This is a genomic window from Candidatus Binataceae bacterium, assembly GCA_035294265.1.
Lineage (GTDB): Bacteria > Desulfobacterota > Binatia > Binatales > Binataceae > DATGLK01.
Genome location: DATGLK010000057.1, coordinates 19,224 through 39,187, shown reverse-complemented (window position 1 = coordinate 39,187; position 19,964 = coordinate 19,224). Strand labels below are relative to the sequence as shown.

Genomic DNA, 19,964 nt, shown 5'->3' with positions numbered 1-19,964 from the left:
GAACCGCCCCTCGCCTTAGGCGCTGACCGTTAGCACCTGTTTAAAGCACTCGACTTCGAAGAAGGAATCTTCCGCCTCCAGATCCGGCTCGGGAGTGTCGGCGGGCACGGTTATGGTCAGCGCGATCGACCAGCCGTCACCAGCCACGACCCGGCGCTGCGCGGCGAGGGCGGCCTCGGGGGCATGCTGGTCGGGGATACGACTGAAGGCGGCGTAATCGCCCTCGAAGACAGTCTCTTCGCGCACTCCGTCGGTTGCGGTCAGCTTGACTTTGGCCTGTGGTGCGATGGGCTGACCGTTGACTCCGACCAGTCGCAACCGGATCGCACATCCGCGATGCTCGTCGCAGGGGCCGGGAAAGATGATCTCGGTCGGGCTGCCGTCGATATGGCGCTGTGGGACGCGCATCAGCCAGCCGGCGGTGATTTGGCGCGGGGCGAGATCGCGAATCTCGTCCACCACTTCGATTGCGTCCTTGGAAAGCAGGTAATTGAAATCACGATACAGCCGCTCGCGGCGCCGTTCCTCGGCGTGGCGAACTTCGTAGGGCGTGGCGTGAAGCAGCGGTTTAGGTTCGGGTGCCTGATTGATCTTTCGCAGGCGCGGCAGCACGTGTTGCGCGAACAACCGCTTGGAGCGCAGCACCTGTTCATGGCTCAAGTTGCCTAGACGGAAAGACACAATCAAATTGCCGTAACCCGCTTGGCTGGCGTCCTCTTCCAGCCATTTGGCGACGAAATCCGGATCGCCGGCCACGCACCATCCATGCCGGCGCATCCGCTCGAAGGTGGCGCGCATCGCCGTGGCGTCGGAGGTCGGTCCTATGTTAGCACGGTCGTCGGAAACCTTGGCCTCGATGTCACGGCGAAAATCGTAGGAATGGTCGCTGGCATGGCCGGGCACGGGCGCCGGATTGCGGATCGGCCGGCCCAGCACGCGGAACAGGTAAGCCAGGGCCTTTTCGCCCTCGGCCATCGCGGTTTCGTTGTCCTCGGCCAGATGGACGAAACGGGCCCCGGCGAACTGCTCCACTCCTGCCTCCCAGCCGAATTCATCACGCGCGACTTGGCGGTAGGCGTCGAAGACTTCCTTGAAGCCGGCGGTGGGCTGGAAGACCTGGCAGGAGATGATGTGATTGCGGGCGGCAAAACGGATGCTCTCCATCGAACCCGCCGGCATCCAGAACGGCCCCAGCGGTTTTTGCACCGGCTTGGGCCAGATCGATACACCGGTCAGGTTCCAATGCTTGCCGTCGTGATCGAAGATCTCTTCGTTGAGGCATCGCTGGATGATTCCGTAAGCCTCCTCGAAGCGCTCGCGCCCGGTAAAGGTATCGGCATTGTAGGAGATGTACTCCTGCGGCAGGCCGCGCACGACCCCGGGCATGAAGCGGCCGTTGGACATGCAATCCAGGCTGGCAAAAGCCTCGGCCACTGCCACCGGATGGCGCAGGGCCAGGACGTTGCCCAACACTCCGACCTTGATCCGTTTGGTGCGCTGAATAAGCGCTGCTGCTGTGACGTTGCAATCAGGTTGGATGTTGAAGCCGGTAAAGTGATGCTCGTTGGCAAAGACGCCGTCGAAGCCCAACTCCTCGCACAGTGCCCATTCCTCTAGATGCTCGGCATAGGTCTGGGCCGCGACCTTGGGATCGCAAAAACGGTTAGTGAATCTTACCTCGGGACCGAAATTCATCGGCACCCCTGGATAGGTAAGCTCCTCCAGATTGTAGATTCGCATCGCGCCACCCTCCGCTTGCCACCATAGCAAAGGTGCGGCGGAAATGGTTATGACGGCGAAGGCCGTGCTATGCGCTGGGCTCCGCGGAAAGTTCCACAACCGCACGATCGTACGCGTGTTCGCCGGTCTTGTCGGGAGCGACCGACGCGGATTGGACCGACGTTTCCTCCCACAAGGAAAGGACTCGAGCAAGCCTTTAATCGACAACCGCGGCAGTGATGTGCTAGTGGCGCAGATATAGCCATACGAAGGAGACTCGCGATGATCGTCGAATGGCACAACCACGTGCACACTCCTGAGGAAGCTGCCGATCCCATCTGGCAGGGCCGCTGCCCGATGACGATCGAAAACGTGCTGGAGCAATGCCGCAAATGCGGGGTCGATCTGTGCGTGGTGAGCAACGCGATGCATCATCTGCGCGGCAAGAGCCGCACCGAGGCGGTGGCGCTGCTGCGGCGCTGGGATGACTACGCGGCAGGCTTGCAGGAGAGCTATCGCGGGCGCGTGGTCAGCTTCGCCACCACCATCCCGGGCGGCGGTCCCGAGATCCATCGCGAACTCGTTCGCGCGCTGGACCAGCTCAAGCTCAAGGGTGTGTTTATCAACTCCAGTTGGGAGCATAACTATCCCGACGAGGACGAGGCGATGCCGTTTTGGGAGATCGTGGCTGAGCGCGACGTGCCCGTGATGATCCATCCTCCGCATGTCGGCTACGGCGAGGAGAAGATGCGCGAGTACCGCCTAGCCTCCAGTATTGGCCGTCCGGCGGACAACTGCTTGGCGCTGGCGCGGATTATCGTGCGCGGTATCCTGGAGCGTTTTCCTAGCCTCAAAATCGTGGGTTCGCATATCGGCGGAGGCATCTGCGACATGATCGGGCGAATGGATTACGCCTATGAGCTGCAGGACGAAGCCTTTTTCCTCGGCTCCTATTCGCCGATGCTGATCAAGGCGCCGCCCAGCCATTATCTCAAGAAAATGTATTTGGACTCAGTCTGTTATGCGCTGCCCGCGGCCAAATGCGCGTTGGAAACGATGGGCGCTGAGCACGTGATTTACGGCTCCGACGCGCCGCCGCTGACCAGCCTCAAGCCGCGTGCGATCCAACTGGTGCGGGATCTGCCGGTAGACGAGACCGATCGCGAGAAAATCTTCGCCGGCAACGCGCTGCGCCTGCTCAAGCTCTCGCCCGCCCAAATCGGCGGCAACTGAACGTTCCGTGTCGGACCAGCGGGTGCAGCGTGCTAGAATTGCACTCGATGGATTGCGGAGCGCGCTTACCCCAACGTTAGCCGGTGACGATGCTGCTTGATCCTCATTGGGCCCGGGTCGGGCCGGTATTCACGGCTGCCTTTTTGGCCTCGCTGGTGGAATTCGTCGAGGCGCTTACGATCGTGCTGGCCGTGGGCAGTGTGCGCGGATGGCGCTACGCTCTTAGCGGCGCTGGTGCGGGAGCGGTGCTCCTGGCCGCGGCCGTTCTGGCCTTCGGGCCGGCGCTGATGCGAATTCCGCTCGGCCTGATTCAACTGGTTGTCGGTACCCTGCTCCTGCTCTTCGGCATGCGCTGGCTGCGCAAAGCGGTGCTGCGCGCGGCAGACTTGATTTCCTTGCGTGACGAAGTTGCGATTTTCAAGCGGGAAAGCCAGCTTCTCGGTACCCAGCCCACTCCAAGCATGTCGTGGGATTACCCCGCCACCTTGACCGCGCTCAAGGCGGTGGTGCTGGAGGGGTTGGAAGTGGCTTTTATCGTCGTAGCGGTGGGCGGGGGCGGTGGCATGTTCGCCCCGGCTTGTGCTGGTGCTGGGCTGGCGGCGCTGATCGTAATCGGGTTGGGGCTGGCGGTCCATCGGCCGCTCAGCCGACTTCCAGAAAACAGCCTCAAGCTTATAGTGGGCGCTTTGCTGACCACCTTCGGCGTATTTTGGATAGGCGAAGGGATCGGAATTAGGTGGCCCGGGGGCGACTGGAGCTTGTTGATCCTGTTGGCGCTGGTGTTAGTCACCGCCAGCACCGCTATCACCTTGGCACGCCAGACGGCTCGCCGGCTTGAATCGGCCGCGGCACGCTTATGATGGCACGCCTGGGTATGGCTGTGCACGGAGTCTTAGGATTGTTCGTCGAAGATGGCAGTTTGGCGCTCAGCCTGCTGGCTTGGATTGTGGTTATCGCCGCGGCGATCCATCTCGGCCTGCCTCCGCGCCTCACCGGGGCCGCTTTTGTACTAGGCTGTCTGTTAATTTTGCTTGAGAATGTGCGCCGGGGTGCTGATCGGCAAGCGCGTGCCAAGCTGCAGCGGCCGCGTCCCAAGGCCGATGCCAGCCTGGGCTAATTGGCCAAGCGTACGATTTTTTGCGATAGTGAAAAATCCATATTGCCTGGCGTAAGTCCGAATGCCAGGGACAAAACGGCAGAGCGGAGTTGGAATCGTGAATGACGAGATGGTGCAGCGGTTAGCGATTCGCCAGGTGGTCGAGAATTGGGCGGTGTGGCGCGATGCCGGTGATTGGGAGCGCTTTCGCACCTGTTGGCATGACGACGGCTACATGATGGCGACCTGGTTTCAGGGGCCGGTGGACGATTTCATCCGCGTTAGTATCGAGGGCTGGAACCGCGGCGTCAGTATCCTGCATTTTCTGGGCGGGATCACCGTGGATATCGCGGGCGAGCGCGCGATCGCCCAGAGTAAGATGACCATTTCGCAGCGCGCTTCAGTGCACGACGTGCCCTGCGACGTGGTTTGCACCGGGCGCTTTTATGATTTCTTCGAGCGCCGCCAGGGGCGCTGGGCCATCGTGCTGCGCCAGCCGATCTATGAAAAGGACCGGATGGATCCGGTCGATCCGGCGCACGGCTTGCGGCTGGATCCGGCAATCCTGGAGCGCTTTCCTCAAGGCTATCGTCATCTGGCTTACGCCCAGAGCGCGATTGGCTACAAGGTTAAAACCGACATGCCCGGACTCAAAGGGCCCGAAGTCGAGGCACTGTACGCGCGCGGTCAGCGCTGGTTGGCTGGCGGGCCGCATTCGTGAGCCGTGCCGGCGCACCCTCGGGCCACGAATGGGAGGCAGCGCGATGAACCAAGCGGATACGCCGGCGGCGATTGCTATCAGGCAGGTGGTCGAGAATTGGGTGATGTGGCGCGACTACGGCGATTGGGAGCGCTTTCGCACCTGTTGGCATGATGACGGCTACATGGTCGCGATCTGGTTCCAGGGGCCGGTGGAGGACTTTATCCGTGCCAGCAAAATCGCCTGGGAGCGCGGACCCGCGACGTCGTTGCACTTCCTGGGCGGTTGCTCGATCGACGTCGCCGGCAATCGCGCGATCGCCCAAACCAAGACCACGATTTCGCGCCGCGGCCTGGTCGAGGGGATCTTGTGTGACAGCGTTTGCACCGGGCGCTTTTATGATTTCTTCGAATGCCGCCAAGGACGTTGGGCAATCGTGCTGCGCCAGCCCATCTACGAAAAGGATCGCATCGACCCAGTGGATCCTTCCGCCACCTTGTCGCTGGATCCCGCGATTCTAGAGCAGTTTCCTCCCGGCTATCGCTACCTCGCCTACGGACGAGCCAAGGCCGGCGAGCAGATTCCGCGCAGTCTGCCCGGGCTCAAGGGGCCCGAAGTCGAGGCACTGTACGCGCGCGGCCGCCGTTGGCTGGCAGGCGGCGCGCTGGATTGACGCCGGGTTGTCCGATGGATCGCCTAGGTCATCCAAGCGGTAATTGGAGCCAGGCGCTGCTTGTACTGATCTGCGGCGTGCTGATCGCGGTGCTGAGCGGCTGTTTGATGTTGGCAATTCCCAGCGCTGGTTACGAGGCCTACAAGTACGAGCACGGCAAGAGCAGCAAGACTCCTCAAGCCAGTTCCACCGCCGTGCCCCCGCCGGGCATGACCGAGTGAGCGGACGGCAAACGTGTATCTGGGTACCTTCCCGTCTTGTCCCGTCGTGACAGCTAGCGTGCCGTCGCCCTTGAAAATCCGGTGATATACCCGGTCATACTCATCCGTATGAAAACTTCTGCCTCGATTCCGGGACGGCTGTTCGATGGCGGCTGAACGTCTGGCGAAGCGGCTGGGATTGCGCGCAGGCGTCTTTACTCCCAGGCCCTTGAATACTACGTCGAGCAGGCCGAAAAGCGTGGGACTACCGAACCACTGAACGACGTGTACGCGAAAGGGCAGGTCCGGTTTGGAGACGGCGCTGGCGGTGCTGCAGGCTGCCTCGCTCCATCCTGAGCGGTGGTGATCCGCCGGGGCGAGATCTGTTGGGCGACGTTGCCGAATGGGATGTGATAGTCGCGCGCTTGGGAGGCTTGGGCTGGCCGAGCTGTCGCTCCTGCGGTTTCAGGCGTGTACGGCTGGGGCGAGAGCAGCCAGCGCCTGTTCGATATCGTTGGAATTCAGCGCGCCCCGCTGCGCGAGCGTTTGCTCCAGTGCCGCCATCCAGTTGACGTAGTAGCTGGAACTGGAGTCAGGACCGTTGATCCGAGCGATTAGCTGCTGGCGGAATTCTTCGTAGCTGAAGAGCCCGCGCTTGACCAGGACCAGGGTAAGGCCAAACACACGCGCCTCCCAGGGCTCGTTGAACACCGGTTCCTGCTCCCGGGCCAGGAGTTCTAGAGCGTCTGTGGCAGCCATCAGGGATGCTGCTCGGTGGTCGTCAAGGGTTTGCGCGGCGTGGAAACCTTGCTGACACCGACCATCGCATCGCGCGTGATCAGTGCGGCCAATTGCTCTTCACTCATGCGTTCGGTTCCGGCCGGTCGTTCAGGCAGAACCAGGTAGCGGACTTCGGCGCTGCTGTCCCAGACTCTAATCTCCACTTCATCGGGCAGCTCGAGACCGAATTCATGTAGTACCGCCCGCGGTTCGCTCACCGCCCGCGAGCGATAGGCAAAGCTTTTGTACCAGACCGGCGGCAGTCCCAGTACCGCCCAGGGATAGCAGGAGCATAGAGTGCAAACGATCATGTTATGCACCCGCGGAGTGTTTTCCACCACGATTAGCGGCGTGAGGCCCATGTCGGCGCCCAGCTCGGCAACGGCGCTGCGGCCGTCCTTGAGCAGACGGCGTTTGTAAGCCGGATCGACCCAGGCACGGGCCACCACGCGGGCCCCGATCTGGGGGCCGATTCGATGCTGATAGGTATCGACGATTTCATCCAGTGCCGCGGGGTCGATCAGTCCCTTGGCGACCAACGCAGCTTCCAGGGCCTTGGCGCGCTGCGCAATGTCTGGCTCGGGTTGATTATGGTGGTCCTCGCTCATTGCCGGCTCCTCGCTTTGGCTGGCCGTGCCTTCGCTCTCGTGCGGCGCGGTTTGGCCGCGGCGCGCGCGAGCGACTGCGGCTTAAGATAATCTTCCCACAGGTCGATATGGACGAAACTGCGGGCGGTCGCCGCTTCGCCCCATAGCTCACGCGCATCGAAGCGCACCGCATAAACATGCTGGGGGCGCTCGCCGGTGCCGGCAACTCGGCTGTCGGGCAGGTGATGGACCCCTTCGTCAAGCACGATCACGCCCCGCTTGCCGCGCGCATAGCGTGGCACTCGGGTATGGCCGGTGGGATGAAAATTCCTGACCACGACGCGATCGCCGGGATGAAAACGAGCTCGGCGGGGGCGCGTCTGGGCAGGCACCGCGAGCTGGGGCGGCGGGTTCATCGGCAGCAGGGCGACGGGCGCGATACCGTCGAAATCGGCGGCGCTGAGCACCCCCTTTTCGATTAGCAACCCGGTTATCGCGAGGGTCCAGCGGGCGTAGTAGCTGGCGCCCAGATAGCGTGCTGGCGGAAGCCGTTCGACCGCGTGGCGCATTTCATCGAGCTTGTAGAATCCTGCGCGCTGGCAGGCCCGGCTCAGCGCCATCACGCGGCCTTCCCACGGCTCATGGAAGACCGGTTCGTTACTCTCGCGGGGCACGGGACCGAAGTCCTGCATCCCGCCCATGTCATGTACGCCGTTCACAAGCTGCCTCGGTTCAAAAACTGACGTGTTCTCAGCGAAAATAAACGCTTGTTCGCCACTGTGTCAACGTACCGAGAAGCCGCGTCCGCCGTTACCTTGAAATCGGGTCAGGTTGAGCTACATTGGCTTTCGGTATGGTGTGAAACTGGCGTACTTGCGATGCAACCAGTATTCTAAGCGTGCCTTGTTGTATCGACGGCCAGCGCGGTTAGGTCGGGAAGCCGTAATCGAAACTCGAAATATCTGCCGGAATCACGAAATAATAGCCGAACAACTCTCAGGACGGAGGATTCAAAGGGCTGACATGGCGGTTTCCGAGAAACAAAGGGCTCGCGCGTTCGACGGTTATTATCGCAAGCAAACGGCTGAGCCTGATTTGCGCTTTTGCCAGGTGGGGCGCGGAACACTAGGAGGCGAATATCTGCGCCGCTTCTGGCATCCGGTCGCCTATCTGAGCGAACTTACCGACGTGCCTTTGCGCGTGCGAGCGCTGGGTGAGGATCTGGTCGCGTTTCGCGATCACGAGGGCCGCATCGGCGTCCTCCATCTGCACTGCTGCCATCGCAACACTTCGCTGGAGTTCGCGATGGTCGAGCGGCGCGGGCTGCGTTGCTGCTATCACGGTCGCCTGTATGATATCGACGGCACTGTGTTGGAGATGCCCGGTGAGCCGGCCTTTGAACGCATGCGCGACCGCGTCAGCCAAGGCGCCTACCCCACCCACGTCTTTGCTGGGATCGTCTTCATCTACATGGGGCCGCCCGAGCGGATCCCGGTCTTCCAGGTGTTCGATCGGATGAAGGTGCCGGGAATCGAGCTGGTACCCAGCATCCGCTGGCCGCTGGAATGCAATTACATTCAGGTAGTGGAAAACGCGATGGACGCCCATCACACCGCGGTCCTCCATGTAATTCCGCAGATCCGCGAGATGCGCCATTTCGGATCCAACTTCGGCGCCGCGCCAGCGATCACCTGGGCCGATTCGGCCGCGGGCATGATCTACTTGGCCGCGCGCCACGTCAATGACAACGTCTGGGTGCGCTCGGCCGAACTGGTCGCGCCCAACGCCGGTTTCATCAACTCGATCTTCGAGGAAGGAATCGAGCGCAAGTATGCCAGCGATCCCTTCATGTCGTTCTGGTTCCTGCCAGTCGATGACACCCACACCATGCGCTTTGCGGTCAGTCACGTAACCCAGCACGAAATCATGCCCTTCGAGAAGCGGCGCGAGCTGGAGAACTTCGGCCAGCTTCCCGGCCGGCCCTATCGCGAGCGGCAGTGGATCCCGGGCGACTACGAGGCGGAAACCAGTCAGGGCGAGATCAACCTGCACGCGCTGGAGAACCTCGGCTCGATCGATCAGGGCGTCGCGAAATTTCGCCGCTATCTGCGCCATAACATGGAGCTGGTTGCGCGCGGCGAGGATCCTCACGGCTTCTACCTGTCGGAAAGTGACGTGCCAACCACCTCGTGCAACGATTGTGTCGTTCCAGCCGCGGAGATCGGTGGCGATCCTAATGATCGCGAGGCGCTGCTCCGCTTCGCGCAGACGCTCCCCGAGCGCTATCGGAGGGAGCCGCCGATGGCGTGGCTGGCGCGGCGCGCGGCGGGTACCATCTAAGCGTCACCGCGCCGGCGTAATTCAAATTCTTCTTAAAGCCCGCGCCTGCGGAGCGGCGACGAAAATTCGAATCGCAAGTGGGGTCTTCCGCGGCCGCTGCGCAAATGCCGGGTGGCCCTTTTTTCACTCCAACAAGGGCGGCGAGCGGAGCACTAGGGCAAGCAGGTTGTTTCCAAACCCAAGGTCCAAGTTGCGCCCCTGGGGCAGGCGCGCTACAAGTCAGGCAAAATCCGGCGCCCCAGCTCAATAGCCGCTAGCGGACCGGCCACGACGGTCGGTTTTTCAGCAAGGAGTATGCGATGGCGGAGCAGCACAAGGTTGCGATCGAGACTACGGCCCAAGCCTACCTGGAGTTGCTGGCGGGTTTGGGGATCAAATATTTCTTCGCCAACGCGGGCACCGATTTCGCCTCGATGATCGACGGCTTTGCTCGCCGCGCGCATGAGCAACAGAGCACGCCTGAGCCGGTGCTGGTGCCCCATGAATGCTGCGCGGTCTCGATGGCGCACGGCTATTACCTGGCCACCGGTCAGCCCTCGGTGGTGATGGTGCATACCTTGCCCGGCACCGCCAATGCCTTGGGTGCGCTAATCAACGCGGCGCGAGCCAACATTCCACTGGTGCTGACCGCCGGCCGCACTCCGATTACCGAACAGGGCCATCCCGGCAGCCGCGACGGTACTATCCATTGGGGGCAGGAGTCTTTCGATCAGGCCGCGATGGTAAGGGAATTCGTCAAGTACGATTATGAGCTGCGCACGCTGGATCAGATGGAAACAGTGGTGCGCCGCGCCTTCATGCTGGCCAACGCCGAGCCCAAGGGGCCGGTATATCTGAGCCTGCCGCGCGAGGTGCTGGCCGAGCCCCATCGTGAATTTACCTTCTCCACGGGCCGGCCGCTGGCGCCGCTGGCCGATCCCTATCCCGATCCGGCGGAAATCGAGCGCTTGGCCGCTCTTATCGCTCAGGCTAGCCATCCGCTGATCCTGACCCGTTCGTTGGGGCGCAGTCATGCGGCGGTCGGTGCGCTGGCGGAGTTGGCGGAGAAGTTCGCCATTGGCGTAATTGAATACCCCTCGCCGGCTTTTATGAACCTGCCCGCTAGCCATCCGATGCATCTGGGGTTCGGTCCACGCCCATTCCTAGGACAGGCGGATTTGATCCTGGTGATAGACTCCGACGTGCCCTGGATCTGGAGCGGGGCGCTGGGGGCCAGTCCTCAAGCGGGCGCCAAGGTCGCCCATCTCGGGCAGGACCCGCTGGCCCATCGCTACCCAATTTGGGGTTATCCGGTGGAGTGCGCGATTCAGGCCGATTCCGCCAAAGCGCTGCCCTTGCTGATCGAGGCGCTGGAGCCATATCGCAAGCGCCATCAGAGCGCGATCGAAGAGCGCGCTCAGGCGATTGCCGCCGAGCATCGGCGCCAGCGCGCCGCTTGGCTGGCGGAGGCCGAACAGGCCGGCAAGGCGGAGTTGCTGACACCCGAGTGGATCTCGCACTGCCTGTCCGAATACCGCTCGCCCGATACCGTGTTCATTAATGAGTACCGCCTCAGCCAGCGCCATCTGCTGGCCGACCTGCCCGGGAGCGTTTACGCAGGATCGTCGGCAGGCTATCTGGGCTGGGGCCTAGGAGCTTCGCTGGGAATCAAGCTGGGCGCGCCCGAAAAGACGGTAATTTTGATGGAGGGGGACGGCAGCTACCTGTTCGCCACCCCTTCGGCTTGCCATCTGGTCGCGGCGGCGCGCAAGCTGCCCACCCTGACTATCGTCAACGACAACGGCGGCTGGGGCGCGGTCTATCATGCCGCGCGGGGTGTACATCCCGAAGGATGGGCGGTACGCGACAAGAATTTTCCACTGGTGCGGTTCGGCGCCCAGCCGCGCTACGACAAGATGATCGAAGCCTTCGGCGGCTATGGCGAATTCGTCAGCAGCCCGCGCGAATTTCCCGCGGTGCTGGCGCGCGCAATCAAGGTGGTGCGCGAAGAAGGGCGCGCCGCCCTGATTCACGCTCGCTGCGTGCAACTCTAAGAGGGACGGGATGGAAACTCGCTCGCGCAAAATCGTCGTCATGCGGCCTGCGCCCGACCGCGCCGCGGTAGTGGCGGCCCAGGCCGCCGGCTTTGAGGTCATCGAAGCGCCCCAGTTCGATCACGATCAGCCGCCGCCGCGCCTCGAAGAGCTGATTAATTTTATCGGTGATGCCGGCGCGGTGTTGGCGATGCCGCAATGTCCCATTGGGGCGCGCGTGCTGGAGAGCTGCCGCAATCTGCAAACCGCGATGTCCTTGGTGATCGGCGTCGATCATATCGACCGCGACACCGCCACCCGTCTGGGCATCCTGGTCTGCAACAGCCCCGCACCCGAGAATATTCTGGGCGTGGCCGAGGCCACCGTCGGGCTGATGGTCGCCCTGGTCAAGAACCTCAAGCTCAATGAGAGCTACCTGCGCGCTGGCAATTGGTACAACGTCGCCCATCGCGGCGTCATCATGGCCGGGCGTACGGTGGGTTTCATCGCGTTGGGACGCATCGCGCGCGAGACCGCCAAGCGGCTGGCCGGCTGGGGGATGCGACTGGTGGCTTACGATCCCTATGTCGATGAGGCGACGATGGCGGGTTTGGGGATTGAGAAGATGGAGCTGCAGCCGCTGCTGCGCGTCTCCGACTTCGTCAGCATTCATGCCCTGCTAACCCCAGAGACTCGCGGTCTGATCGGTCTCGAGCAGTTGCGGATGATGAAGCGAGAGGCCTATGTGGTGAATACTTCGCGCGGTGGAATCATCGACGAGGCCGCGCTGGCCCGGGCGCTTGACGAAGGGATTATCGCAGGGGCGGCACTGGACACCTTTCGCAACGAGCCGTTGGAGAAGGACAGCCCGTTGCGCGCGGTCGATCCCAACAAATTGATCATGACCCCACATATTATTGGCCATCCGCAAGGAGTTGAGGGACCGAGCTTTCGCCTGGCGATGGACACCGCGCGCAAGGTGTTAAGCGGCGAGTTGCCGCAGTTCGTGATGAATCCCGAGGCAGTGGAGCGCTGGCGCGCCCGTTTCTGGGCTTAGCGCGGGCGTGACCGCCCTGCTGCGAGACCCACTCGCCAGGGCGGCTGGCGTAATACGGCTTCGGCCTGTTTTTGCTTATGCTCGGCCGCGTTGCTAACCTGGAGCCCAATGGCTCAAGGTATGCCGAACACTCAAGCGACCAGCCTCGAGGGTGCCGGCTCTGGCCTCAACGGTCGCAATGGCGCGGGTGACGAGAATGATGGCGCCCGCGCGCCGCGTTGGGGTGAGGCGGTAACTATCGGCGCCACGCCGCTGCCGAGCGCCGAAGGTGGTCGCTTCGATCTCGATTCCCCGGCCCTTTATCTTAATCGCGAACTGACCTGGCTCAATTTCAACCGGCGGGTGCTGGCCGAGGCCGACGACGAGCGTAACCCGCTGCTGGAGCGTCTTAAGTTCCTTGCCATCACCGCGTCCAATCTCGACGAATTCTTCATGAAGCGGATCGGCGGGCTCAAGCAGCAGGTAATCGCCGGGATGACTGAGCGCACGGTCGATGGGCGCACGCCCGGCGAGCAGATCGCCGAATGCTACGGCGAAATTCGCCGCATCGAAACCGCTCAGCGCGAGACCCTGAGCGTGCTGCTGGCGGCGCTGCGCGAGCACAAGTGCGTGCTGGAGGCCTATTCGGCGCTTAGCGCCGCTGAGCAGGCGGCGCTGCGCGAATATTACCTTGCCAACATCTTTCCGCTGGTGACGCCACTGGCGATGGACTCGGCCCATCCCTTTCCTTTCGTCTCCAACCTCTCGCTCAACCTGCTGATCTCGGTACGGGGCGAGAGCGAAGCCGAGCCGGGGTTGGCGCGAGTCAAGGTGCCAATTGGCGCCGGCATCCCGCGCTTTTTACGAGTGGGCGCGGCCAATCGCTTCGTGCGCCTGGAAGAGGTGATGATCCATAACCTCGACTTGCTCTTTCCGCGCATGCGGGTGGAGACTTGTGCGCTGTTTCGGGTCACACGCAATGCCAACACCGAGCGCGACGAGGAAGAGGCCGACGACCTGCTGGAAATGATCGAGTCCGAGTTGCGCGACCGCCGCTTTGCCCCGATCGTGCGGCTGGAAGTCTCCACCGGCATGGACCCGCTGCAGCGCGGAATGCTGGCGGCTGAGTTGGGATTGGACGAACACAACGACGTGTTCGAAGTCGATGGGATGCTGGCTCTGCGCGATCTGATGGAGCTGACGGCAGTAGAGGATCCGGCCCTGCACGATCCGCCTCACCATCCGATCGACAACGCCTGGTTGAGCGGGCCGCGCAACATCTTTCATCAGATTCGCGAATTCAAGGGCGGCCTGCTGTTGTTCCATCCCTACGAGTCGTTTTCCACTTCGGTAGAACGTTTCCTGCGCGAGGCCAGTACCGATCCCAAGGTGCGAGCGGTCAAGATGACGCTTTATCGGACCTCGGTTAATTCCGCGATTCTTGACCACCTGTGCGAGGCTGCGCGCAATGGTAAGCAGGTCGCGGTGGTGGTCGAGCTCAAGGCGCGTTTCAACGAAGAGGCCAACATCCATTTTGCCCGCGAGTTGGAAGAATACGGCATCCACGTCACTTACGGGGTGGTGGGGCTCAAGACCCACGCCAAGGTAATTTTGGTGGTCCGCCAGGATTACAACGGGCTGCGCCGCTACGCCCATATCGGCACCGGCAACTACCATCCGATAAACGCCCGTCTGTATGCCGACATGGGGCTGATGACTATCGAGGAGGCGATCGGCCAGGATCTGACGGAGTTGTTCAATTACCTGACCAGCGGTTATGAGCTGCGCCGTGCCTATCATCGAATCGTGCCCGCGCCCGCCCAACTCAAGGCCCGGCTGCTGGCCGATATTGAGGGCGAAATCGAGCGCGGCAGCGGCGGGCTCATCCAGATGAAGATGAACGCGCTGGAAGACGAAGACATCACGCAGGCGCTGTATCGGGCCTCGCAAGCTGGGGTAACGGTCGATCTGATCGTGCGCGATACCTGCCGGCTGCGGCCGGGGATCGCGGGCTTGTCCGAGAACATCCGGGTGGTCAGCGTGCTGGGCCGCTTTCTGGAGCACGGCCGCATCTATTACTTTCGCAACGGCGGCGCTGAGCGCTATTACATCGGATCGGCCGATTGCATGACGCGCAACCTGGAAAGCCGGGTCGAGGTGATGGTCCCGATCGACGACCCGCTGCTGATGCGTGATCTGCGGGCCACTTTGGACATTCATCTCAAACCGCTGCGCGGTTCGTGGGAAATGCGTCCTGACGGCAGTTATCTGCCGCGCGCGCCGCTAAGTGAACGGGTGAGCTGTCAGCAGCTGATGGCGGAATTCGTAGCTCGCCGCGAGCGGGTGATTCAGCGAAATCGCAAACGTCCCCGCATGGCCCGCCGCGCCGCCGCCCCTGACTGAGGTTCGGCGGTCGGCGTCGCGAGGGCACTCCCGTAATTGCCAATTTCGGCATTTGTTATAACGATGAGAACAAACCCATCATGCTGCACAAGGAAGCAATGGGGCCGGTTAATTACGTAGCTTCCGAAATGGAGCCGGGAAGGCGCTATTTGGGCGGCCATTCGGAAAAGACGGACGTGTACGCGCTCGGGAAGATTCCATACTGGACGCTCTCCCTGGCGGCTCATATTTGGCCGTGAGGATCATCGGGCCTCTCCGCTCACGGGGCTGCTTGGTGAGCAGCGCTGGAACCACGCGCACATTCTGCTTGATAAGGTGCTCGCCGAGGAACCGTCCGGCCGACTCAGGCTCTATGACTTTCACCGCGAATTACAAAAGGTAGGGGATCGCGCTATGGGGGATTACGCGCGCTCAAGCCATCGACCGGCATCAAGTGCAAGTTCTGCGGTGTCGGAATCAATGGGCGCATCGGCGAACAGGTGACGGATAGGGTTGTTTCACTGCGAAATAATAGCCGATGTGGCGCCCCGAATCAGATGGTCTTCGGTAACGTTACGTTTTGCGACAACTGCGGTCACTTAGAGTTCGCCAACTCTCAGCTGGTTTCGGGCGGCTGAGCCGGGCGTGCCTCAGTTGACGGCGGTTTGATGGGCGGCGGGAACGGCGGTGCTGCGGCTGGCAGAGACCAGCATCGGGCGCACCTGCTCGCCGTCTTCCACCGCCTGCCCCATGTTGATCGCCACCAGGTCGTTGTCCTGCAAGCCGCTTAGAATTTCCACGCTCTCGCCGTTGTCGTAACCCAGGGTGACCGGAGTCAGATGCAGGGTGTGGCCGCGGACGACCGGCAGAAAACTTTTGCCCTGCATGAACACCAGCGCGCTGTCTGGAGCCAGCGGCGCCCGCGCGGTGGCATGGATGGAGAACTGAATGTTGGTATACATCCCCGGGTAAAGTTCGCTGTCGCGGTTGGGCAGGTCGACTTCCACCAACATCGTGCGCGAGACGTCGGAGAGCATCTTGGAATGGCGGGTGACGGTACCCATAAAGCGCCGCCCCGGCAGTTCAGTGACGGTAACCACCGCGGGATCGCCGTTGCGGATGAACAGGGCCTGGCTTTGCGGCACCTGAGCGTAGATGCGCAAAGGTTGCAGGGTTGCCATCTCGAAGATCGGCGTGGCGGGCGTGTTATTGGTGGCCATCGGCACCAGCGCGCCGGGGTCGAAGTTGCGCGCGGTGATAAGCCCGCTGAAGGGCGCTTTGATGATCTCGTAGGCTTGCATGTCCCGGGCCGCCGCCCAGGTGGCCCGGGCCCGCAGCATCGCCGAACGCGACTCATCGGCGGTCTGCTGTGGCACCACCCCCAGTCGGACCAAGTTCTGGTTGCGATCGTCGGTCTGCTTCTGCAGCCAGTAATTGGCTTGCGCGTCGGCCACCGCCTTGTCGGTTTCGGGCGAATCGATGATAGCCAGCACCTGGCCGGCTCGAACCCGGTCGCCCTTGTCCACCTTGAGGGTCTTAAGGTAGCCGGGCAGCTTGGCGTAAACCGGAGTTTCGTTGAAGCCGGCCGAGCTGCCGGGAACCACCACGGTACGCTGGGAGGGGGTGAAACGGACTGGCACTACCATCACCAGCGGGCCCTTTTGCAGGCTTAAACCAATCTCTTCGCTCTGGCGGTGCAGTTGCGAATTACGCGCCAGCACCAGCCCGGCGGCGATCACCGAGATGGCCAGCACCGCCGCGCCGCCCAGGAACAAAGACAGCCCTCGTGGCCGCTTTGGGGTATATAGCTTGGGATCTTGCTCGGCCATTGGGCTCCTACACCCGCGGCATCAGGGCCGACCGCACGCGGTCGTCGCGTTCCTGCTTAGTTACCATCGCGCGAGAGAAAATCGAATAGACTGCCGGGACCACGAACAGGGTGGTCAGGGTGGCGCCGAGCAGACCGCCGATCACGGCGCGCCCCAACGGCGCGTTTTGTTCCGAACCTTCGCCCCATGCCAGCGCCATGGGCAGCATCCCCAGGATCATGGCCAGCGCGGTCATCAGGATGGGACGCAGGCGAATGCGGCCGGCCTCGATGGCGGCGGCGGTCGCGCTGTAGCCTTCCTCGCGCAGGTCGTTGGCGAAGGTGATGAGCAGGTTGCCGTTGGCCACCCCTACGCCTACCGCCATGATCGTGCCCATCAGGGATTCTACATTGATCGTGGTATGCGTCAGCACCAGCATCCAAAGCACCCCAGCCAAGGCTCCCGGTACTGCCATCAGAATGATCAGCGGCTCTAGCCAGGACTGAAAATTGGCCGCCATCAGCAGGTACACCAGCACCACCGCCAGAATCAACCCCAGCTCCATGGTGCCGAAGGATTCGGCCATCGCCTCACTCTGACCGCGGATGGTGATGTGGCTGCCTACCGGTAGGCGGCCCAGCGAGGCTATCGCTTTGCGCACGTCGGCCGTGGTCCCGCCCAAGTCGCGGCCGGCCACGCCGGCGTTGACGTTGATCACCCGGTCAATAGTGTAGTGGTCGATGACGGCGGGGTCCACCGAGCGGCTGAAGGTGGCGACGTTGCTGAGCAACTGCGGCTGACCGCTGCTGCTGCCCAGGGGCATGTTGCCCAGGGCGTCAACTGAATCGATCAGATGCTGAGGCGCCTGCGAGATCACGAAGTAGCTAGCCTGACTTATCGGATCGAGCCAGAAGTTGGGTTGCAGCAACGTATCGCCGCTCAGCGTAGTGAGCAGGCTGGAAGCGACCTGCTGCATCGTGATTCCCATCTCCAGCGCGCGGGCCCGATCGACGTGGACGTCGATGGCGGGATAGTCTAGCGGCTCGGCGATGCGCAAGTCGGTAATTCCGGGAATGCGCGCCATTTTGGCTTCCAGCTTGCGCGCCAAAGCGTAGTTGCTTGCCATGTTCATCCCGCCCAATTGCACGTTGATCGGCGCGGGCAGGCCGAAGTTGAGCACCTGGTTGATGATATCAGCAGCCTGGAACCAGCCCCGTACCTCGGGAAAACGCTCGGCCAGCATGCGCCGGATACGGGTTTCGCAAACCGCGGTGGGTAATTGATGGCCGCGGCGCAATTGGATGTTGATCTCGGCGTCTTGGGGCCCGACATTGTCGGTCTGGAAAAACGCCAGTTCGATCGCGAAAGGCAGTCCGATATTGTCGGTTACGTCAGTGATATCGCGCGCCGGAATAACCGTGGGGATGGCGTGTTCCACCGCGTCCACGATCCGCTCGGTCTGTTCGATCCGGGTGCCGGTGGGCACGCGCACGTGCAACTTCATCATCCCGGCGTCTACCTGGGGAAAGAAATCTTCGCCCACCACGCCGAACAGCACCATCGAGGCTCCGATCGCCACCAGCGAGTAGCACAGCCACACCCGGCGCGCGGCAATAAAGCCCGCCAGCCAGGCCCGATAGCGCTCGCGCATCCGATCGAAGCCGCGATTGAAGGCAGCGTGAAAGCGGCTCCAAGGGCCGGTGACATGCTCGGTCGCCTCCTCGGGCAGCAGCGAAGCCGCCATCGTGGTGACCAACGTGCGCGACAGCAGGTAGGAAGTTAGCATCGCGTAGGTCACCGCAAGGGCCAGGGGGGTGAATAGAAAGCGGGCCACGCCCTGGAGCAAGACCACCGGAAAGAACACGATGATAATGGCCAGCGTGCCGACCAGGGTCGGGGTGGCGATCTGGCTGGCGCCGTCGAGGATTGCTACCAGCAACGGCTTGCCCATCATGTGGTTACGGTGGATGTTCTCGACCTCCACCGTGGCATCGTCCACCAGCATTCCCACCGCCAACGCCAGCCCGCCCAAGGTCATGGTGTTGATGGTTTGTCCGGAAAGCTTAAGTCCCACGATCGCGGTAAGAATCGAGAGCGGGATCGAAATCACCACGATCACCATGCTGCGCGCCGAGCCCAGGAAAACCAGCACCATCAAAGCCACCAGCGCGGCTGCGATCAGCGCTTCCTGGACCACGTCCCACAAAGCGGCACGCACGAACACCGATTGGTCGAAGGTGAGCTTGATCCGAAAGCCCTTAGGTGCGGTGGCCTGGATTTCGGGCAACATCCGCTTGACCCCGTTGATCACGCCCAGCGTGGAGGCGGCGGCATGCTTGATTACCAGCAAAAAGGTCGCGCGCTTGCCATTGACCCGCACCACGTTGGTTTGCGGCTGATGGCTGTCGGTGACCGAGGCTACGTCGCCCAGAAACACTGGGGTCGGACCCTTGAGCCCGGGAACCAGCTTGATTGGCAGGCGGTTGAAATTCTTGACCTCGGCTGGGCTCATGTTGAGGTTGACGTCGAACTCCTTGTCGCCCATCCGTACCGTGCCCGAGGGGATGATGACGTTGCTTTGGGCCAGCGCCTCGCCGATATCTGCCGCGCCCAGACCATTGGCGAACATCGCCTGCGGATCGAGGTTGACCATGATCGAGCGTGGCACTCCACCCAAGGGCGGCGGAATCGAGGTGCCGGGAACCGTGAAGAGCTTGGTTCTGATGTAGTACAGGCTGTAATCGAACAGTTTGTTTTCGGGTACGGTATCGCTGGAGACGTTGAGGTGGGCGATTGGCACGTTTGCCGCGTTGTAATCGAGAATATTGGGCGGTTCCATGCCCCGTGGCATGAAGACCATGCTGGAGGTAGAGGTCGAGACCATCTGCGCGATCGCGCTGGGAATGGACACCCCGGGCTGAAAATAAACCTTGATCAATCCGGTCCCGGTCACCGCGAACGATTCGATATGGTCGATACCGTTGACGGTGGTCGAGAAGCCGCGCTCCTCCTGGGTGATGACCCGCCGTTCCATGTCCACCGCCGACAGCCCGGTGTAATTGTAGAGCGCAATCACAACCGGAATATCGATGGTCGGAAAGATATCGATATTCATCATGCTGAAGGACAGTGCGCCCAGCACCAGCATGATTAACGCCATTACGGCAATCGAAATCGGGCGCCGCAGGGCGATCTCTACCAGCCACATCATAAGGTGTTACCTCGGCGGCTCCTGACCGCGCGCGCGCGATCGTTGTAACTCGCGGCCACGGACACAGCTCGCGCGGAACAACCGAGCGATTGTAAACGCCCCGCATCGCTCATAAAAGACCTGCTGCGGTGTGTCGGGCTGGAGGGGCAAATCCCGCTTGGCGTCCAGCGCTGGTTCTCGAACGAAT

The 19,964-nt window shown here is 62.2% G+C and carries 16 protein-coding genes; 10 read left to right on the top strand and 6 right to left on the bottom strand.

Translation table 11 applies throughout. The features are described 5' to 3' along the window. Positions 1-15: 15 nt before the first annotated feature. Complete coding sequence (locus VKV28_10000; protein ID HLH77125.1) at positions 16-1,740, bottom strand: LLM class flavin-dependent oxidoreductase; 1,725 nt, start codon at positions 1,738-1,740, stop codon at positions 16-18. Positions 1,741-2,001: 261 nt separating this feature from the next. Here VKV28_10000 and VKV28_09995 point away from each other — a divergent pair, with 261 nt between their 5' ends. The 6 genes from VKV28_09995 (at position 2,002) to VKV28_09970 (ending at position 5,642) form a co-directional block, all read left to right on the top strand. Then, the gene (locus VKV28_09995; protein HLH77124.1) at positions 2,002-2,952 is read left to right on the top strand and encodes an amidohydrolase family protein; all 951 of its coding nucleotides are present in this window, start codon (positions 2,002-2,004) and stop codon (positions 2,950-2,952) included. 89 nt (positions 2,953-3,041) lie between these two features. Further along, positions 3,042-3,812, top strand: a complete 771-nt coding sequence (locus VKV28_09990) for a hypothetical protein (protein HLH77123.1) — start codon at positions 3,042-3,044, stop codon at positions 3,810-3,812. Between the two features lie 14 nt (positions 3,813-3,826). Then, on the top strand, positions 3,827-4,069 hold the full coding sequence (locus VKV28_09985) for a hypothetical protein (protein HLH77122.1): 243 nt from the start codon (positions 3,827-3,829) through the stop codon (positions 4,067-4,069). A gap of 97 nt (positions 4,070-4,166) precedes the next feature. Beyond that, on the top strand, positions 4,167-4,769 hold the full coding sequence (locus VKV28_09980) for a nuclear transport factor 2 family protein (GenBank protein HLH77121.1): 603 nt from the start codon (positions 4,167-4,169) through the stop codon (positions 4,767-4,769). A gap of 43 nt (positions 4,770-4,812) precedes the next feature. Next, a complete protein-coding gene (locus VKV28_09975; protein HLH77120.1) occupies positions 4,813-5,421 on the top strand; it encodes a nuclear transport factor 2 family protein in 609 nt (202 codons plus the stop codon). Positions 5,422-5,435: 14 nt separating this feature from the next. Beyond that, complete coding sequence (locus VKV28_09970) at positions 5,436-5,642, top strand: hypothetical protein (protein ID HLH77119.1); 207 nt, start codon at positions 5,436-5,438, stop codon at positions 5,640-5,642. Between the two features lie 444 nt (positions 5,643-6,086). Here VKV28_09970 and VKV28_09965 read toward each other — a convergent pair whose 3' ends face one another. From VKV28_09965 to nthB, 3 genes are read right to left on the bottom strand one after another with little or no spacing between them, the layout of a single operon-like run. Next, complete coding sequence (locus VKV28_09965) at positions 6,087-6,380, bottom strand: nitrile hydratase accessory protein (protein ID HLH77118.1); 294 nt, start codon at positions 6,378-6,380, stop codon at positions 6,087-6,089. Beyond that, positions 6,380-7,009 carry a nitrile hydratase subunit alpha gene (gene nthA, locus VKV28_09960; GenBank protein ID HLH77117.1) on the bottom strand — a complete coding sequence of 210 codons (630 nt, stop codon included), beginning with the start codon at positions 7,007-7,009 and terminating at the stop codon, positions 6,380-6,382. The genes VKV28_09965 and nthA overlap by 1 nt, the downstream gene beginning before the upstream one ends. Continuing rightward, a complete protein-coding gene (gene nthB, locus VKV28_09955; protein HLH77116.1) occupies positions 7,006-7,707 on the bottom strand; it encodes a nitrile hydratase subunit beta in 702 nt (233 codons plus the stop codon). Before nthB ends, nthA begins: the two co-directional genes overlap by 4 nt. A 304-nt stretch (positions 7,708-8,011) precedes the next feature. On the opposite strand from nthB, the gene VKV28_09950 reads away from it, so the two are divergent. The 4 genes from VKV28_09950 to ppk1 all read left to right on the top strand — a co-directional run bounded on the left by VKV28_09950 (position 8,012) and on the right by ppk1 (position 14,779). Beyond that, positions 8,012-9,328, top strand: a complete 1,317-nt coding sequence (locus VKV28_09950) for a Rieske 2Fe-2S domain-containing protein (GenBank protein ID HLH77115.1) — start codon at positions 8,012-8,014, stop codon at positions 9,326-9,328. Positions 9,329-9,627: 299 nt separating this feature from the next. After that, on the top strand, positions 9,628-11,361 hold the full coding sequence (locus tag VKV28_09945) for a thiamine pyrophosphate-requiring protein (protein ID HLH77114.1): 1,734 nt from the start codon (positions 9,628-9,630) through the stop codon (positions 11,359-11,361). A gap of 10 nt (positions 11,362-11,371) precedes the next feature. Continuing rightward, positions 11,372-12,397 carry an NAD(P)-dependent oxidoreductase gene (locus VKV28_09940; GenBank protein HLH77113.1) on the top strand — a complete coding sequence of 342 codons (1,026 nt, stop codon included), beginning with the start codon at positions 11,372-11,374 and terminating at the stop codon, positions 12,395-12,397. A gap of 120 nt (positions 12,398-12,517) precedes the next feature. Further along, positions 12,518-14,779, top strand: a complete 2,262-nt coding sequence (ppk1, locus tag VKV28_09935) for a polyphosphate kinase 1 (GenBank protein HLH77112.1) — start codon at positions 12,518-12,520, stop codon at positions 14,777-14,779. 629 nt (positions 14,780-15,408) lie between these two features. Here the strand turns inward: ppk1 and VKV28_09930 are convergent. Together VKV28_09930 and VKV28_09925 are read right to left on the bottom strand one after the other, a co-directional pair. Further along, entirely contained in the window at positions 15,409-16,587 is a 1,179-nt protein-coding gene (locus tag VKV28_09930; GenBank protein ID HLH77111.1) for an efflux RND transporter periplasmic adaptor subunit, read from the bottom strand. Positions 16,588-16,594: 7 nt separating this feature from the next. Then, positions 16,595-19,777, bottom strand: coding sequence for an efflux RND transporter permease subunit (locus VKV28_09925; GenBank protein HLH77110.1), 3,183 nt, complete (start codon positions 19,775-19,777; stop codon positions 16,595-16,597). Between the last annotated feature and the right edge of the window lie 187 nt (positions 19,778-19,964).

Bases quoted from the DNA above. Each gene is read 5' to 3' on its own strand.
- VKV28_10000 (HLH77125.1), bottom strand. From the start codon at position 1,740: ATGCGAATCTACAATCTGGAGGAGCTTACCTATCCAGGGGTGCCGATG.
- VKV28_09995 (HLH77124.1), top strand. From the start codon at position 2,002: ATGATCGTCGAATGGCACAACCACGTGCACACTCCTGAGGAAGCTGCC.
- VKV28_09990 (HLH77123.1), top strand. From the start codon at position 3,042: ATGCTGCTTGATCCTCATTGGGCCCGGGTCGGGCCGGTATTCACGGCT.
- VKV28_09985 (HLH77122.1), top strand. From the start codon at position 3,827: ATGGCTGTGCACGGAGTCTTAGGATTGTTCGTCGAAGATGGCAGTTTG.
- VKV28_09975 (HLH77120.1), top strand. From the start codon at position 4,813: ATGAACCAAGCGGATACGCCGGCGGCGATTGCTATCAGGCAGGTGGTC.
- VKV28_09970 (HLH77119.1), top strand. From the start codon at position 5,436: ATGGATCGCCTAGGTCATCCAAGCGGTAATTGGAGCCAGGCGCTGCTT.
- VKV28_09965 (HLH77118.1), bottom strand. From the start codon at position 6,380: ATGGCTGCCACAGACGCTCTAGAACTCCTGGCCCGGGAGCAGGAACCG.
- nthA (HLH77117.1), bottom strand. From the start codon at position 7,009: ATGAGCGAGGACCACCATAATCAACCCGAGCCAGACATTGCGCAGCGC.
- VKV28_09950 (HLH77115.1), top strand. From the start codon at position 8,012: ATGGCGGTTTCCGAGAAACAAAGGGCTCGCGCGTTCGACGGTTATTAT.
- VKV28_09945 (HLH77114.1), top strand. From the start codon at position 9,628: ATGGCGGAGCAGCACAAGGTTGCGATCGAGACTACGGCCCAAGCCTAC.
- VKV28_09940 (HLH77113.1), top strand. From the start codon at position 11,372: ATGGAAACTCGCTCGCGCAAAATCGTCGTCATGCGGCCTGCGCCCGAC.
- ppk1 (HLH77112.1), top strand. From the start codon at position 12,518: ATGCCGAACACTCAAGCGACCAGCCTCGAGGGTGCCGGCTCTGGCCTC.
- VKV28_09930 (HLH77111.1), bottom strand. From the start codon at position 16,587: ATGGCCGAGCAAGATCCCAAGCTATATACCCCAAAGCGGCCACGAGGG.
- VKV28_09925 (HLH77110.1), bottom strand. From the start codon at position 19,777: ATGATGTGGCTGGTAGAGATCGCCCTGCGGCGCCCGATTTCGATTGCC.